This is a genomic window from Streptomyces sp. NPDC043427, assembly GCF_056436655.1.
Window position 1 is genome coordinate 95,974 of the sequence record NZ_JBWKCC010000008.1, and the last position, 14,860, is coordinate 110,833.

A 14,860-nucleotide genomic window follows, 5' to 3' on the forward strand; every position below is an offset into this window, starting at 1 on the left:
GATGGGGTTCGCACGTACGTGCTCCGTGGCCCTCGTAGGAGTCGAGGGCGTCGTCGTCGAGGTCCAGGCCGACCTGGAGCCGGGTGTGGCGGCGTTCACACTGGTCGGGCTGCCGGACAAGAGCCTGACGGAGAGCCGGGACCGGGTTCGGGCGGCGGTGGTCAATTCGGGAGGCGAGTGGCCGCAGAAGAAGCTCACCGTGGGCCTGAGCCCGGCATCGGTGCCGAAAGCGGGCAGCGGCTTTGACCTGGCGATCGCCTGCGCTGTGCTGGGTGCCGCCGAGCGGATCGACCCACGGGTGCTCGCCGACATCGTGATGATCGGAGAGCTGGGCCTGGACGGGCGGGTGCGCCCCGTCAGGGGCATCCTCCCGGCGGTGCTCGCCGCGGCGGACGCCGGGTACGAGCAGGTGGTCGTACCGGAGTGCGCCGCCGCCGAGGCCTCGCTGGTGCCGGGGATCTCCGTGCTCGGCATCCGCAGCCTGCGCCAGTTGATCGCCGTGCTGACGGACGAGCCGGTGCCCGAGGAGGAAGCGGAGGAGCCGGGGCGCCCCGATCCCCTCCTCGCCGGACTGCGCGTGCCCGGCACGGCCGCGGCCACCGGCATGCCCAGCGCCGGCGCGGCCCAGCACGACCAGGGACACGACCTCGCCGACGTCGTCGGCCAGATCTCGGCGCGCACCGCGGTCGAGGTGTCCGCGGCGGGCGGGCACCACCTGTTCCTGGAGGGCCCGCCAGGGGCGGGCAAGACGATGCTCGCGGAGCGGCTGCCCGCCGTCCTGCCCCGCCTCGCCCGGGAAGAATCGCTGGAGGTCACGGCGGTGCACTCGGTGGCAGGGCTGCTGCCGCCTGGCAGGCCCATGATCGACCTCCCGCCGTACTGCGCCCCGCACCACTCGGCCACGATGCAGGCGCTCGTCGGCGGTGGCGGGGGCGTCGCCCGGCCCGGAGCCGTGTCGCTCGCCCACCGCGGAGTGCTCTTCCTCGACGAGACGCCGGAGTTCAGCAGCCACGCGCTCGACGCCCTGCGACAGCCCCTGGAAGCGGGCCATGTCGTGATCGCGCGGAGTGCGGGGGTGGTGCGGTTCCCGGCGAGGTTCCTGATGGTGCTCGCGGCCAACCCGTGCCCCTGCGGGCGGTTCTCGCTCAGGGACAACCTCTGCGAGTGCCCGCCCTCGGCGATCCGCCGTTACCAGGCGAGGCTCTCCGGGCCCCTGCTCGACCGGGTCGATCTGCGCGTCGAGGTCGACCCGGTCGGCAGGGCCGAGCTCACGCAGCGCGGAGCCTCGGGCGAGTCCACTGCGACGGTCGCCGCCCGGGTGCGGGCCGCCCGGGAACGGGCAGCCATGCGGCTCGCGGGCACACCGTGGCGGACCAACAGCGAGGTCCCGGGCCGGGAACTGCGCAGCCGCTGGCATGCCGCCCCCGGGGCGATGGACGAGGCCGAGCGGAGCCTGGAACGCGGGGTGCTGACGGCGCGTGGCCTCGATCGCGTCCTGCGTGTCGCCTGGACCGTCGCCGACCTCGTCGGTCACGACCGGCCCGACGCCACGGACGTCGCCCTGGCGCTGCAACTGCGCACCGGGGTGCCGCGCGGCGTGCCGATGTCCATCGGGGCGCTGACGTGAGCGGAGGCGACGATCCGGGCGTCGAGCCGCTCGCCCGTGTCTTTCTCACCCGTGTCATCGAGCCCGGCGACGAGGTCGTCGGGCGGTGGGTGCGGGAGATCGGGGCGGTGGAGGTGGCGCGGCGGTTGCGAGGCGGTGGGGTCGCCCTGCCTGGGGTGAGTGACACGCGGTGGGCCGGGCTGGTGGCGCGGGCCGAGAGGGCGGAGCCCGAGCGGGATCTGGTGATCGCGCGGGAGGCCGGGGTGCGGTTCGTGTGTCCTGGTGGGGTCGAGTGGCCAGGGGTGCTCGACGACCTGGGGGACGCCCGGCCCCTGGGGCTGTGGGTGCGCGGACGGCCCAGCCTGCGGATGTGGGCGCTGCGGTCGGTCGCCGTCGTCGGTGCCCGCGCCTGCACCGAGTACGGCGCCCACATGGCCGCCACCCTCGCCGCGGGCCTCGCCGAGCGCGGCTGGGTGGTGGTCTCCGGCGGCGCCTACGGGGTCGACGGCGCCGCGCACCGGGGCGCCCTCGGTGCGGGTGGTGCCACCGTCGCCGTCCTCGCCTGCGGAGTCGACCGGCCCTACCCGCGCGGGCACACCGAGCTGATCACCAGGATCGCGGAACAGGGGCTCGTGATCGGCGAGCTGGCGCCCGGTGACCATCCGACGCCCAGCCGGTTCGTCCTGCGGAACCGGGTGATCGCCGCGCTCACTCGCGGCACGGTGGTGGTCGAGGCGGCGTACCGCAGCGGATCGCTCGTGACGGCGCGGGCGGCGCAGCGTCTCGGCCGGCACACCATGGGCGTGCCGGGGCCCGCCACCAGCGGCCTCTCCGCGGGTGTGCACGAACTGCTGCGCGGCGAGGCGGTGCTCGTCACCGACGCCGCCGAGGTCGTCGAACAGGTCGGCGGCATCGGGGAGCTGGCTCCGGACCGGCGCGGACCGGTGCTGCCCCGTGACCTGCTGGAACCGGGAGCCCGGCGTGTCCTCGCCGCACTGCCGGCGAGGAGAGTGGCGGCCGTGGGAGAGGTCGCGAGGGGCGCTCAGACGGCCGAGGACGACGCGATCGCGAGACTGTACGAACTTAGAGCACTTGGTTACGTCGAACGACACGGCGATGGCTGGAAGTTGACACGCCAGGCGATGCTCTCCGCCCGCGAGGGCCGCGGTGAAGATTGACCGAGCGTGTTCGGCCGTCCGGGGGAACCCCGAAGCCCTTGGGGTTTCCCGGAGTTGGGATCCATCGGCCGTCACCGAGAGCGACCGCCGCGACCCTGCCAAGCACCCGGCGACACCGTGCCGCTTACGGGTAAGGCCTCGCTCTTCGCGCACCGCAACACTTCAGTCACGCTACGCTCACGAGGATCCGGGCACAGTCCGGCAACTCGACATCAGACCGACACCTCACGTACTTCACGGCAGAACGGCACAAGGCGACGAATGCCCCAGCACACCTCCGGGTCCGACCGGGCGGCTGTCCCCCCAGCCGCCCGCGACGGTGGCAGCGTGCGGCCGCCCGCTCCCTCGACGCTCGACGAGCTGTGGCGGTCCTACAAGGCGACGGGGGACGACAGGCTGCGGGAGCAGCTGATCCTGCACTACTCACCACTCGTGAAATACGTGGCGGGACGGGTGAGTGTCGGTCTGCCGCCGAACGTGGAGCAGGCCGACTTCGTGTCCTCGGGCGTCTTCGGACTCATCGACGCGATCGAGAAGTTCGACATCGACCGGGAGATCAAGTTCGAGACGTACGCGATCACCCGCATCCGCGGCGCCATGATCGACGAGTTGCGCGCGCTGGACTGGATCCCGCGGTCCGTGCGGCAGAAGGCGCGGAACGTGGAGCGGGCGTACGCGACGCTGGAGGCGCGGCTGCGGCGCACGCCCACGGAGGGCGAGGTCGCCGCCGAGCTCGGCATCGCGGTGGACGAGCTGCACGCCGTGTTCAGTCAGTTGTCGCTGGCGAACGTGGTGGCCCTGGAGGAACTGCTGCACGTCGGGGGCGACGGCGGGGACGGCCTGAGCGTCATGGACACACTGGAGGACACCGCCGCGGACAACCCGGTGGAGGTGGCCGAGGACCGGGAGCTGCGGCGCTTCCTGGCGCGGGCGATCAACACGTTGCCCGAGCGGGAGAAGACCGTGGTCACGCTCTACTACTACGAGGGGCTGACGCTGGCAGAGATCGGCAACGTGCTGGGCGTGACCGAGAGCCGGGTCAGTCAGATCCATACCAAGTCCGTGCTGCAGCTGCGCGCGAAACTGGCGAGCTTCGGCCGTTGAAGCGGCCGTCCGGGGCAGGTCGGCGGGAGTCACTCCCGTCGAGGGTGCCACGTCCGTAAAGTGGTTGACGTGCCAAGGATTAGAGCGGCCTCCGTGGCCGAGCACCGGTCGATGCAGCGTGCCGCCCTGCTGAACGCGGCGCGTTCTTTGTTGTCCGAGGGCGGGACGGAGGCTCTGACCTTCCCGGCCCTCGCCGAGCGGACGGGGCTGGCGCGGTCGTCCGTCTACGAGTACTTCCGGTCGCGGGCGGCCGTCGTCGAGGAGCTGTGCGAGGTCGACTTCCCGGTCTGGGCGGCGGAGGTCTCGGCGGCGATGGCGGCGGCGGACGGGCCCGAGGCCAAGGTCGAGGCGTATGTGCGGCAGCAGCTGGCGCTGGTGGGGGACCGGCGGCACCGGGCCGTTGTGGCGATCTCGGCGAGTGAACTCGATGCGGGGGCCCGGGAGAAGATCCGGGCGGCGCACGGGGGGCTTGTGGCCATGATCGTGGAGGCGTTGGGGGAGATGGGGCACGCGGAGCCTCGGTTGGCGGCGATGTTGCTGCAGGGAGTTGTGGACGCGGCTGTGCGGAGGATCGAGCTGGGGGCGGCGGAGGACCCCGCGGCGATCACCGATGCGGCGGTGTCCATGGCGTTGCGGGGGGTTCAGGGCTGAGGTCTGGTGTGGCTGGGGTGGGGCGTCCGCCCGTGCCGGCGGGGTGCCGCCATTCTCTGGGTCGGGAGCCGCCCCCAGCGGCACGACTGCCCGCAGCCACGGCAGCGTTCGGCCGGGGCGGCTACGGCAGTGGCACCCCCAGCACCGGCAGCAAGCGTGCGGGCCCCCTGTGCAGCAGCCACGGTGGCAGCAGGGTGAGGGGGTCCAGGTAGGTGTCGCCTCTCAGCAGGCCCCAGTGCACGCACGTGGCCGAGCAGTGGGAGCCCGTCGGTTCCACCGTGCCGATCGGCTGGCCCGCCTGGACCTCGTCGCCCTTCGTCACCGACGGGCGTACCGGTTCGTACGTCGTCCGCAGGGGTGGGGTGCCCGTGCCGGGCAGCTCCACCGAGACGACCGGCTTGCCTGCCACCCGGCCGGCGAAGGACACCCTGCCCGCCGCCACCGCCCGTACCGGTGTCCCCGGTGGGGCCGCCAGGTCCACGCCCCGGTGGCCGCGGGCGTACGCCGTCGCGGGGGGCTCCCAGCCGCGCAGGATCAAGGGGCGCGTTCCCACCGGCCAGGTGCGGCCGATGGCCGGTACTGGTGGTGTCGGCGCGGGGGCGGGTGGTGGTGCCGGGGCGTCCGCCCAGGCCATGGGGGCCAGGACAGCAATGGTCAGGGCCACCAGCAACGTCCAGGCCGCTCGCACGTGTCGGTTCGCTCGCATGGCAGGAGCCTTGCGCAGGCCCGCCGATCATGGCTGGATCTGTGGATTACTCCCCGGTTGTGGACAGTGGCGTCACCCGGTACCTCCCGGGTCCCGTACACTTCTTCTGGCGATCCGGGTCACCGGGTCGACTTCGCACGCCCCGATATGAGACGGCCGGCAACGGCCCGTACGTATCAAGCGCCCCTCGGTCCTTCGTGGCACGGCGCGTCGTGGGCGTCAGGCGCGGGAGCCGTCCGGCATCCGCGGCACAACCGAGAAATTCAAGGAGATACGGCCATGGCCGTCGTCACGATGCGGGAGCTGCTGGAGAGCGGCGTCCACTTCGGTCACCAGACCCGTCGCTGGAACCCGAAGATGAAGCGCTTCATCTTCACCGAGCGCAACGGCATCTACATCATCGACCTGCTCCAGTCGCTGTCGTACATCGACCGCGCCTACGAGTTCGTCAAGGAGACCGTCGCCCACGGCGGCACGGTCATGTTCGTCGGCACGAAGAAGCAGGCGCAGGAGGCCATCGCAGAGCAGGCCACCCGCGTCGGCATGCCCTACGTCAACCAGCGCTGGCTGGGCGGCATGCTCACCAACTTCTCGACCGTCTACAAGCGTCTGCAGCGCCTCAAGGAGCTCGAGCAGATCGACTTCGAGGACGTCGCCGCGTCCGGTCTGACCAAGAAGGAGCTTCTCGTGCTCTCGCGCGAGAAGGCCAAGCTGGAGAAGACCCTCGGCGGTATCCGCGAGATGTCCAAGGTTCCCAGCGCCGTCTGGATCGTGGACACCAAGAAGGAGCACATCGCGGTCGGTGAGGCCCGGAAGCTCAACATCCCGGTCGTCGCGATCCTCGACACCAACTGCGACCCCGACGAGGTCGACTACAAGATCCCGGGCAACGACGACGCGATCCGCTCCGTCACCCTGCTCACCCGTGTGATCGCCGACGCGGTCGCCGAGGGCCTCATCTCCCGTTCCCGCGTCGCCACCGGTGACAAGGGCGAGAAGGCCGCGGGCGAGCCGCTCGCCGAGTGGGAGCGCGACCTGCTCGAGGGTGAGAAGAAGGCCGACGAGGCCGAGGCCCCTGCCGCCGAGGGCGAGAAGCCGGCCGAGGCCGCTGCCGAAGAGGCCCCCGCCGCCGAGGCCCCCGCCACGGAGGCCCCGGCTGCCGAGGCTCCGGCCGCCGAGGCTGAGCAGGCCTGACCCGTCAGCGTCCGTGTGACGGCGGGAGCGGTGACATGAAAACCGCTCCCGCCGTTCACCCGTAGGTCAGCGGAGAGTCGGCGGCCCCCGCTACTCCATGGGAGCTGTAGACCCCGTAGATCTTCGATCTTCCAGACTTCGAGAAAGATTCACAGACTCATGGCGAACTACACCGCCGCCGACGTCAAGAAGCTCCGTGAGCTCACGGGCGCCGGCATGATGGACTGCAAGAAGGCGCTGGACGAGGCCGAGGGCAGCGTCGAGAAGGCCGTCGAGGCGCTTCGCATCAAGGGCCAGAAGGGCGTCGCCAAGCGCGAGGGCCGCTCCGCCGAGAACGGCGCCGTGGTCTCGATCATCGCCGACGACAACTCCTCCGGTGTCCTCGTAGAGCTGAAGTGCGAGACGGACTTCGTCGCCAAGGGTGACAAGTTCCAGGCCGCCGCCACCGCGATCGCTGAGCACGTCGCCAAGACCTCCCCGGCCGACCTCGAGGCCCTGCTCGCCTCCGAGATCGAGGCCGGCAAGACCGTCCAGGCGTTCGTGGACGAGGCCAACGCCAACCTCGGCGAGAAGATCGTCCTGGACCGCTTCGCGCAGTTCGCGGACGGCTTCGTGCTCGCGTACATGCACCGCACGATGCCCGACCTGCCCCCGCAGATCGGTGTCCTCGTCGAGCTGGACAAGCCGAACGCCGAGGTCGCCAAGGGCATCGCCCAGCACATCGCCGCCTTCGCGCCGAAGTACCTCTCCAAGGAGGAGGTGCCGGCCGACGTCGTCGAGTCCGAGCGCCGTATCGCCGAGGAGACCACCCGCGCCGAGGGCAAGCCCGAGGCCGCGATCGCCAAGATCGTCGAGGGTCGCCTGAACGGCTTCTTCAAGGACGCCACGCTGCTCGGTCAGCCGTACGCGCTCGACAACAAGAAGTCGGTCCAGAAGGTCCTGGACGAGGCCGGTGTCACCCTGAAGCGCTTCTCGCGCATCAAGGTCGGCATCTGAGTCCGTACGGCGATCGAAGCGCGACCCCGATAGGGTCGACAGCAGTCGTCCCTGTCACTCGCGCAGGCGGCCACGCACGCGTGCGCGACGGACGACAGCAGATCTGACGAGGAGGCCATTGCCGAGCATGGGTTGCGAACGACACCCCACCGGCAATGGCCTTCTTCGTATGTGCAACAGGTGAAAGAGGCGGGATCCCCATGACCACCAAGGCCCAGAAGAGCGACGACGGCAAAGTGCGCGGCCGGTACATGCTGAAGCTGTCCGGAGAGGCCTTCTCCGGTGGCGGGGGCCTGGGCGTGGACCCCGACGTGGTGCACAAGATCGCCCGCGAGATCGCGGCCGTGGTACGGGACGGCGCACAGGTCGCGGTCGTCATCGGCGGCGGCAACTTCTTCCGCGGCGCCGAACTCCAGCAGCGCGGCATGGACCGTGCCCGTTCGGACTACATGGGCATGCTCGGCACCGTGATGAACTGCCTCGCCCTCCAGGACTTCCTGGAGAAGGAGGGCATCGACAGCCGGGTCCAGACCGCCATCACCATGGGCCAGGTCGCCGAGCCGTACATCCCGCTGCGCGCGGTGCGCCACCTGGAGAAGGGGCGCGTGGTCATCTTCGGCGCCGGTATGGGCATGCCGTACTTCTCCACCGACACCACCGCCGCACAGCGAGCCCTGGAAATCGACGCCGAGGCGCTGCTGATGGGCAAGAACGGCGTGGACGGGGTCTACGACTCCGACCCGAAGACCAATCCGGACGCCGTCAAGTTCGACTCCCTCGGCTACGGCGAGGTCATCACGCGGGACCTCAAGGTCGCCGACGCCACCGCCATCACACTGTGCCGCGACAACAAGCTGCCCATCCTCGTCTTCGAGCTTCTGGCGGAGGGCAATATCGCGCGCGCCGTCAAGGGTGAGAAGATCGGCACGCTTGTGGGTGACCAAGGCAGCCGGGACTGACCATGGACCCCGACCAGGGGTGGACAATGTCCTGCCGGTCGGGAACCGTGCAGAAAGAAGACGCGACGCAGCCGGCCGCCGCCACCGCCAAGGAACCGCAGCCGGGCCTACTCAAGACACGCAGGAGCAAGTGGTGATCGAAGAGACCCTCCTCGAGGCCGAGGAGAAGATGGAGAAGGCCGTCGTGGTCGCCAAGGAGGACTTCGCCGCGATCCGCACCGGCCGTGCGCACCCGGCGATGTTCAACAAGATCGTGGCCGACTACTACGGCGCGCCGACGCCGATCAACCAGCTGGCTTCGTTCTCCGTGCCGGAGCCGCGCATGGCGGTCGTGACCCCGTTCGACAAGAGCGCGCTGCGCAACATCGAGCAGGCGATCCGCGACTCCGACCTCGGCGTCAACCCGAGCAACGACGGCAACATCATCCGTGTGGTGTTCCCCGAGCTCACCGAAGAACGCCGCCGCGAGTACATCAAGGTCGCCAAGGGCAAGGGCGAGGACGCCAAGGTGTCCATCCGCTCGGTCCGCCGCAAGGCCAAGGACGCCATCGACAAGCTGATCAAGGACGGCGAGGTCGGCGAGGACGAGGGCCGTCGTGCGGAGAAGGAGCTCGACGACACCACGGCGAAGTACGTCGCCCAGGTGGACGAGCTCCTGAAGCACAAGGAGTCGGAGCTGCTCGAGGTCTGATGAACGACTCCTCCTGGGGCGCTCCGCCACAAGCCGGGTCACACACCGGGTACTGGGGACCGTCCGACCAGGGGCCTGTCCAGGGGGCTGCCCCGGCGGGTCCCGCGTACGATGCGCCTGAGGCGCAGCACACTCGCCCCATGTCCATCGTGCCCGACGTGCCCGCATACGGCGGAAACCAGGATGACGACCGGGGGGCCGCTCGGCTGAGCGGCCCCTTGTTCCGCAACGAGACGCCGCAGGCCCAGCCCCGCGGGTCGTACGACACGCCGCAGACACAGCCCTACGGGGCGGTGCCGCAGAATCCGGAGCCCATGCCCGACGCCCCTCAGCCGGCGCCCGCACCGCAGAAGAAGAGTGCGGGCCGCGACCTGAGCGCGGCCATAGGGGTCGGGGTCGGGCTCGGCGCGGTCATCGTGGCGTCCCTGTTCGTCGTCAAGGCCGTGTTCGTCGGCGTGATCGCGGTCGCCGTCGTCGTGGGTCTGTGGGAGCTGACGAAGCGGCTCGAGGAACGCAAGGGCATCAAGGCGCCCGTGGTGCCGCTCGCGGTCGGTGGCGCGGCCATGGTCGTCGCCGGGTATGCGCGGGGCGCCGAGGGCGCGTGGATCGCCATGGCGCTCACCTCGCTGGCCGTCCTCGTATGGCGCATGACGCAACCGCCCGAGGGCTACCTCAAGGACGTCACGGCGGGCGTCTTCGCGGCGTTCTACGTCCCGTTCCTGGCCACGTTCGTCGCGATGATGCTGACGGCCGAGGACGGCCCCTGGCGCGTCCTGACGTTCCTGGTTCTCACGGTCGTCAGCGACACCGGCGCGTACGCCGTCGGCTGGCGCTTCGGCAAGCACAAGCTCGCTCCGCGCATCAGCCCGGGCAAGACCCGCGAGGGCCTGCTCGGCGCGGTCACCTTCGCCATGGTCGCCGGGGCGCTGTGCGCGCAGTTCCTGATCGACGACGGCACCTGGTGGCAGGGCCTGGTCCTGGGCCTGGCCGTCGCGGCCAGCGCCACGCTGGGCGACCTCGGCGAGTCGATGATCAAGCGGGACCTCGGCATCAAGGACATGGGCACCTTGCTGCCGGGCCACGGAGGCATCATGGACCGGCTTGACTCGCTGCTTCCTACGGCGCCGGTGGTGTGGTTGCTGTTCGTGATCTTCGTGGGGTCCGGGTGACCCGCAGCATGTATGCGGCTTGAGCGAGCCCCCGTCCTTCGGCAGGACGGGGGCTCGCTCTTTCGTAGGGGGACGACCGAGTGGGACTATTCCGGTATAAGCCCCCAAAGGGGGCGTGATCGCCTGGAAGGAGGCGGGCATCATGTCCGACTTCCGAGAAGTGGTCGACGTCGACCGCAGCCCCGAGGACGTCTGGGAGTACATCATCGACCCCGCCCACCTGCCGGAATGGCAGGAGAGCGCCGTCGCCGTGGAGCAGTTGGGTGAGGGCCCGATCCACGTCGGCTCCCGCCTGCGCATCACCCGGCACGTCGGTCGCCGCGACATGCCGTTCCTGATGGAGTTCACCGAGTGCGACCCGCCGCACGCCTGGGGTCTGCGCGCAGTGGAGGGCCCCGTCCGGCCGCGCGTCCACGGCGAGATCACCCCGCTCGACGACGGCCGCCGCTCCCGCGTGACGATGGAGATCGACCTCGAAGGGCGCGGCGTCGGCAAGATCCTCCTCCCCCTCGTCGTCCGCCCGCAGGTCCGCAAGGAACTCCCGCGCGACGAGCAACTGCTCAAGCAACGCCTGGAGCGCACCACCGCGTAATTCACGTCACCGGCGCCGCGATGCCACTGCCGCGGATCCCGCCACGGGACGGCCCGGGTCACACAAGTGGATCTGCGACCGTGGGACAGCCATGCCTAAGCCCGGAGAACTGATGTGATCCAGGCACGAAGAAGCCCCCTACCGGCGATGTTGTCGCCAGTAGGGGGCTGTCTTGTGTCCCGAGGGCCGTCTCAGGACCGTCAGGGCTCCTGGGCCGTGCCGAAGACACCGTCCAGGGCCCGGCGGGCACGCTCGCTGCTGCTGGGCATCAGGTGGGCGTACATCCGCAGCGTCATCGCCGGATCGGAATGCCCGAGGTACTCGCTCACGGCCTTGATGCTCTCGCCCGCGTCCAGGAGGACCGAGGCATGGAAGTGGCGAAGGGCGTGCATCCCGTGTTGCCGGGCGGAGGCGTACGGCTTGCCGGGTTCGGGCGTCGGGATGAGGCCGGCCGCTGACCTCGGAGCTCGAAAAGCAATTCCAGTACGACCCGCTAGTCATAGAGGCCGTTGCCGTCAACAATGGCGACCGAGTCACCGCATTGAGTCCCTACAGCGCTCTAATGGCGAAAGACGGACACAAGCAAATTGGTCGCAAGGAGGCGACATCGAGTTCGGGCCAGGTGGCCTGCGGACTCTCGGCGCGTCGCAGCCCTCCTGCCGCACGAGTGTCTCCCTCAAACATATGAGCGCCCTCCGGGGCCGTCCTCGGGCCGTGAAAGGGCGTTCAGGTGGCCGCAGGTCACGGCCGCCGATGATCAGTTGTGGCTGCGCCGAGGCGCCACCCAAATTCCCGCCAGCACCCCTTCAAGTATTTAAAGTAATAGCGAACGGCGATCGCGAAACGCCCATTCCAAAGGTGAAATCACGAGGTAAACTCAAGAAAATAAAGACCGCATGGAAATGATTCGGGAAGGGGGTGAAAGGCGAGCTTCGCAAGGAAATCAGGCTCACCAGGAGTGAGATTGTGTTCGATCGCGGCCGAGAAGTCTCCGGATCAGCAAGAACGTGCCCGCGACGATCAGGGCCACCCCCGTAAGGATCAAGGCCACCCCGATGGCGATCAGGAGCGTGCCAATAAGGACCAGAAGCGCCCCGATCAGGACCAAGAGCGTCCCGATGATAAGGAGAAAGATCGCGAGGACGGTCACGGTTGTCTCCTGTCCTCCCTCCCACTCAGGCTCCTTCCCATTCCCGGCGCAAACACTCTGCCTCGCGATCACCGACGGCTTGTCGCGGCCAAGAGGTCAGCCCGTGGTCCGCTGGTTTCAATCGGGACCAGCGCTGGGCCGTGCGAGGCAACCCGACGCCGACCAACAACGACAGAAGCCCACGGCATCCGAACTGGTCAGAGCCGTGGGCTTCTTCTGCCTCGCTGGTCGGCGAGACAGATGATCAGTAGACCGGCATGTGCGCGCTCCCCGGTCGTCCTCGGGGTGCGGGCGCTCAAGGTGATCACGACCGCCGAACCCGCCGGGCCGTCCCTGGGCCGTCCCTGGGCCGTCCGAGGCCGGCCAACGCTGACAGTCGGCACCCACGGGTGACCACCCCCACCCCGCTCTGGCCTGGGCCGCCGAAGTTGATCTGCGACACTGGGAGGGTTATGCCTGCACCCGGAGAACTCACATTCGTCGCCCCCCGCGGAGCCAAGAAGCCGCCGCGGCATCTCGCTGATCTCACGCCCGCCGAGCGCAAGGAGGCTGTGGTCGAGGTCGGGGAGAAGCCGTTTCGTGCCAAGCAGCTCGCTCAGCACTACTTCGCGCGGTACGCGCACGACCCGGAGCAGTGGACCGACATCCCGGCCGCCGCGCGCCCCAAGCTGCAGGAGGCGCTGCTTCCCGAGCTGATGACGGTCGTACGGCATCTGGCGACGGACCAGGGGACCACGCGCAAGACGCTGTGGCGGCTGTTCGACGGGACGCTCGTCGAGTCGGTGCTCATGCGGTACCCGGACCGGGTGACGATGTGCATCAGCTCGCAGGCGGGGTGCGGGATGAACTGCCCGTTCTGCGCGACCGGGCAGGCGGGTCTGGACCGGAATCTCTCCACCGCCGAGATCGTCCACCAGATCGTGGACGGGATGCGGGCGCTCAGGGACGGCGAGGTTCCCGGTGGGCCCGCTCGGCTCTCCAACATCGTCTTCATGGGCATGGGTGAGCCCCTCGCCAACTACAAGCGGGTCGTGCAGTCCATTCGGGCCCTCACCGACCCCGCGCCGGACGGGCTCGGGCTGTCCCAGCGCGGCATCACCGTGTCGACCGTCGGGCTCGTCCCGGCGATCCACCGGTTCGCCGACGAGGGCTTCAAGTGCCGACTCGCCATCTCGCTGCACGCCCCCGACGACGAGCTGCGTGACACCCTCGTCCCCGTGAACACGCGGTGGAAGGTGCGCGAGGTCCTCGACGCGGGCTTCGACTACGTCGAGAAGTCGGGGCGCCGGCTGTCCATCGAGTACGCGCTGATCCGGGACATCAACGACCAGGCCTGGCGCGGTGACCGGCTCGGGCGGCTGCTCAAGGGCAAGCCCGTGCACGTCAACCTCATCCCGCTGAACCCGACCCCGGGCTCGAAGTGGACCGCCTCACGGCCCGAGGACGAGAAGGCGTTCGTGGAGGCCATCGCGGCGCACGGAGTGCCGGTGACGATCCGGGACACCCGTGGGCAGGAGATCGACGGGGCCTGTGGCCAGCTCGCGGCCACCGAGCGGTAACCTGGCTGGGTTCCATTGGTCCCACCACATCTTCATATTCCGACAGGGGAGCGCCACAGCGCTGAGAGTGCGGCAAGTGGGCCGCAGACCCTCTGAACCTCGCCCAGGTCATTCTGGGTAGGAAGTTCGGTCACCACTCAAGCTGTTGCGCCCTGCCCGGGCATTCCGGGCGGGGCCGCGTCTCTTCCTGGCCAACCCCAGGAGGAAAACCAGTGCACACCAAGACGTTCGTGGCCGTAGCCGTCGGCCTCGGCCTGATCACGCTGTCCGCGTGCGGGTCGTCGTCCGACAGCGGGGGCTCGTCGGACTCCAAGACCGTCACCCTCGTCAGCCACAACTCGTGGGCCGTCTCCAAGAGCGTCCTCGCGGACTTCGAGAAGCAGTCCGGGTACAAGGTCAAGGTCCTCGAGGACGGCGACGCGGGCCAGGCCGTCAACAAGGCGATCCTGACCAAGGACAACCCGCAGGGCGACGTGTTGTTCGGCGTCGACAACACCCTGCTGTCCCGGGCGCTCGACAACGGGCTGTTCCAGCCGTACGAGGCCAAGGGGCTCGACCAGGTCGACGAGCAGTACCGGCTCGACAAGGACAAGCACCGGGTCACCCCGGTCGACTACGGTGACATCTGCGTCAACTACGACAAGAAGTACTTCGCCGACCACAAGCTGGCCCCGCCGGCCTCCTTCGACGACCTGGCCAAGCCGGCGTACAAGAACCTCCTCGTCACCGAGAACGCCTCCACCTCCTCGCCCGGCCTGGGCTTCCTGCTCGCCACTGCCGCCAAGTACGGCGACGACGGCTGGCAGGGCTACTGGAAGAAGCTCAAGGCCAACGGCGTGAAGGTCGTCGACGGCTGGGAGCAGGCCTACAACGAGGAGTTCTCCGGGTCCGCCGGCGGCAAAAAGGCCAAGGCCGACCGGCCGCTCGTCGTCTCCTACGCCTCCTCGCCGCCCGCCGAGATGATCTACGCAGACCCCAAGCCGACGACCGCGCCCACCGGCGTGGCGACCGGCACGTGCTTCCGGCAGGTCGAGTTCGCGGGGCTGCTGAACAACGCGAAGAACACCAAGGGCGGCAAGGCGCTCATCGACTTCCTGCTCTCGAAGGAGTTCCAGGAGGACATGCCGCTGAACATGTTCGTCTACCCGGTTCTCGCCGGGGCGAAGGTGCCCGCCGAGTTCAGCGAGTACGGGCCCGCCGCCAAGGATCCGCAGACCATGGACCCGGCGAAGATCGCCGACCACCGTGACCAGTGGGTCAAGTCGTGGACCTCGCTCGTACTCAAGTAAGGGGCAAGGCCCGCGG

Annotated in this window: 14 protein-coding genes and 1 pseudogene; 12 read left to right on the forward strand and 3 right to left on the reverse strand. The window is 69.4% G+C overall.

Going from position 1 to position 14,860, the window contains the following annotated elements; genetic code table 11:
- Position 1: 1 nt before the first annotated feature.
- The 4 genes from AC067M_RS16265 to AC067M_RS16280 all read left to right on the forward strand — a co-directional run bounded on the left by AC067M_RS16265 (position 2) and on the right by AC067M_RS16280 (position 4,539).
- On the forward strand, positions 2–1,627 hold the full coding sequence (locus tag AC067M_RS16265) for a YifB family Mg chelatase-like AAA ATPase (protein ID WP_478697643.1): 1,626 nt from the start codon (positions 2–4) through the stop codon (positions 1,625–1,627).
- Positions 1,624–2,784 carry a DNA-processing protein DprA gene (gene dprA / locus AC067M_RS16270; RefSeq protein WP_478697644.1) on the forward strand — a complete coding sequence of 387 codons (1,161 nt, stop codon included), beginning with the start codon at positions 1,624–1,626 and terminating at the stop codon, positions 2,782–2,784. Before AC067M_RS16265 ends, dprA begins: the two co-directional genes overlap by 4 nt.
- Before the next feature lie 261 nt (positions 2,785–3,045).
- Positions 3,046–3,888, forward strand: a complete 843-nt coding sequence (gene whiG / locus AC067M_RS16275) for an RNA polymerase sigma factor WhiG (protein WP_478697645.1) — start codon at positions 3,046–3,048, stop codon at positions 3,886–3,888.
- Positions 3,889–3,981: 93 nt separating this feature from the next.
- Positions 3,982–4,539 carry a TetR/AcrR family transcriptional regulator gene (locus tag AC067M_RS16280; RefSeq protein ID WP_478697769.1) on the forward strand — a complete coding sequence of 186 codons (558 nt, stop codon included), beginning with the start codon at positions 3,982–3,984 and terminating at the stop codon, positions 4,537–4,539.
- Between the two features lie 121 nt (positions 4,540–4,660).
- Here AC067M_RS16280 and AC067M_RS16285 read toward each other — a convergent pair whose 3' ends face one another.
- Positions 4,661–5,245 (reverse strand): M23 family metallopeptidase, encoded by a 585-nt coding sequence (locus AC067M_RS16285; protein WP_478697646.1) that lies wholly within the window; start codon positions 5,243–5,245, stop codon positions 4,661–4,663.
- A gap of 279 nt (positions 5,246–5,524) precedes the next feature.
- On the opposite strand from AC067M_RS16285, the gene rpsB reads away from it, so the two are divergent.
- The 6 genes from rpsB (at position 5,525) to AC067M_RS16315 (ending at position 10,846) form a co-directional block, all read left to right on the forward strand.
- Positions 5,525–6,439, forward strand: a complete 915-nt coding sequence (gene rpsB / locus AC067M_RS16290; protein WP_478697647.1) for a 30S ribosomal protein S2 — start codon at positions 5,525–5,527, stop codon at positions 6,437–6,439.
- A gap of 159 nt (positions 6,440–6,598) precedes the next feature.
- Complete coding sequence (tsf, locus tag AC067M_RS16295) at positions 6,599–7,435, forward strand: translation elongation factor Ts (protein ID WP_478697648.1); 837 nt, start codon at positions 6,599–6,601, stop codon at positions 7,433–7,435.
- Positions 7,436–7,635: 200 nt separating this feature from the next.
- Positions 7,636–8,394, forward strand: a complete 759-nt coding sequence (gene pyrH, locus AC067M_RS16300) for a UMP kinase (protein ID WP_478697649.1) — start codon at positions 7,636–7,638, stop codon at positions 8,392–8,394.
- Positions 8,395–8,527: 133 nt separating this feature from the next.
- Positions 8,528–9,085, forward strand: a complete 558-nt coding sequence (gene frr / locus AC067M_RS16305; RefSeq protein ID WP_030168208.1) for a ribosome recycling factor — start codon at positions 8,528–8,530, stop codon at positions 9,083–9,085.
- Positions 9,085–10,254, forward strand: coding sequence for a phosphatidate cytidylyltransferase (locus AC067M_RS16310; RefSeq protein WP_478697650.1), 1,170 nt, complete (start codon positions 9,085–9,087; stop codon positions 10,252–10,254). The genes frr and AC067M_RS16310 overlap by 1 nt, the downstream gene beginning before the upstream one ends.
- Before the next feature lie 142 nt (positions 10,255–10,396).
- The gene (locus AC067M_RS16315) at positions 10,397–10,846 is read left to right on the forward strand and encodes an SRPBCC family protein (protein ID WP_478697651.1); all 450 of its coding nucleotides are present in this window, start codon (positions 10,397–10,399) and stop codon (positions 10,844–10,846) included.
- Between the two features lie 200 nt (positions 10,847–11,046).
- Here the strand turns inward: AC067M_RS16315 and AC067M_RS16320 are convergent.
- Positions 11,047–11,304, reverse strand: a pseudogene (locus AC067M_RS16320) (tyrosine-type recombinase/integrase); the annotation flags it as partial.
- A gap of 491 nt (positions 11,305–11,795) precedes the next feature.
- Positions 11,796–11,996 (reverse strand): hypothetical protein, encoded by a 201-nt coding sequence (locus AC067M_RS16325; protein ID WP_478697652.1) that lies wholly within the window; start codon positions 11,994–11,996, stop codon positions 11,796–11,798.
- Positions 11,997–12,448: 452 nt separating this feature from the next.
- Here AC067M_RS16325 and rlmN point away from each other — a divergent pair, with 452 nt between their 5' ends.
- Both rlmN and AC067M_RS16335 read left to right on the forward strand, forming a co-directional pair.
- A complete protein-coding gene (gene rlmN, locus AC067M_RS16330) occupies positions 12,449–13,555 on the forward strand; it encodes a dual-specificity RNA methyltransferase RlmN (protein ID WP_478697653.1) in 1,107 nt (368 codons plus the stop codon).
- Between the two features lie 212 nt (positions 13,556–13,767).
- Positions 13,768–14,844 (forward strand): thiamine ABC transporter substrate-binding protein, encoded by a 1,077-nt coding sequence (locus AC067M_RS16335; protein ID WP_478697654.1) that lies wholly within the window; start codon positions 13,768–13,770, stop codon positions 14,842–14,844.
- Positions 14,845–14,860: the final 16 nt, after the last annotated feature.

Bases quoted from the DNA above. Each gene is read 5' to 3' on its own strand.
- AC067M_RS16265 (WP_478697643.1), top strand. From the start codon at position 2: ATGGGGTTCGCACGTACGTGCTCCGTGGCCCTCGTAGGAGTCGAGGGC.
- whiG (WP_478697645.1), top strand. From the start codon at position 3,046: ATGCCCCAGCACACCTCCGGGTCCGACCGGGCGGCTGTCCCCCCAGCC.
- AC067M_RS16285 (WP_478697646.1), bottom strand. From the start codon at position 5,245: ATGCGAGCGAACCGACACGTGCGAGCGGCCTGGACGTTGCTGGTGGCC.
- rpsB (WP_478697647.1), top strand. From the start codon at position 5,525: ATGGCCGTCGTCACGATGCGGGAGCTGCTGGAGAGCGGCGTCCACTTC.
- tsf (WP_478697648.1), top strand. From the start codon at position 6,599: ATGGCGAACTACACCGCCGCCGACGTCAAGAAGCTCCGTGAGCTCACG.
- pyrH (WP_478697649.1), top strand. From the start codon at position 7,636: ATGACCACCAAGGCCCAGAAGAGCGACGACGGCAAAGTGCGCGGCCGG.
- AC067M_RS16310 (WP_478697650.1), top strand. From the start codon at position 9,085: ATGAACGACTCCTCCTGGGGCGCTCCGCCACAAGCCGGGTCACACACC.
- AC067M_RS16315 (WP_478697651.1), top strand. From the start codon at position 10,397: ATGTCCGACTTCCGAGAAGTGGTCGACGTCGACCGCAGCCCCGAGGAC.
- rlmN (WP_478697653.1), top strand. From the start codon at position 12,449: ATGCCTGCACCCGGAGAACTCACATTCGTCGCCCCCCGCGGAGCCAAG.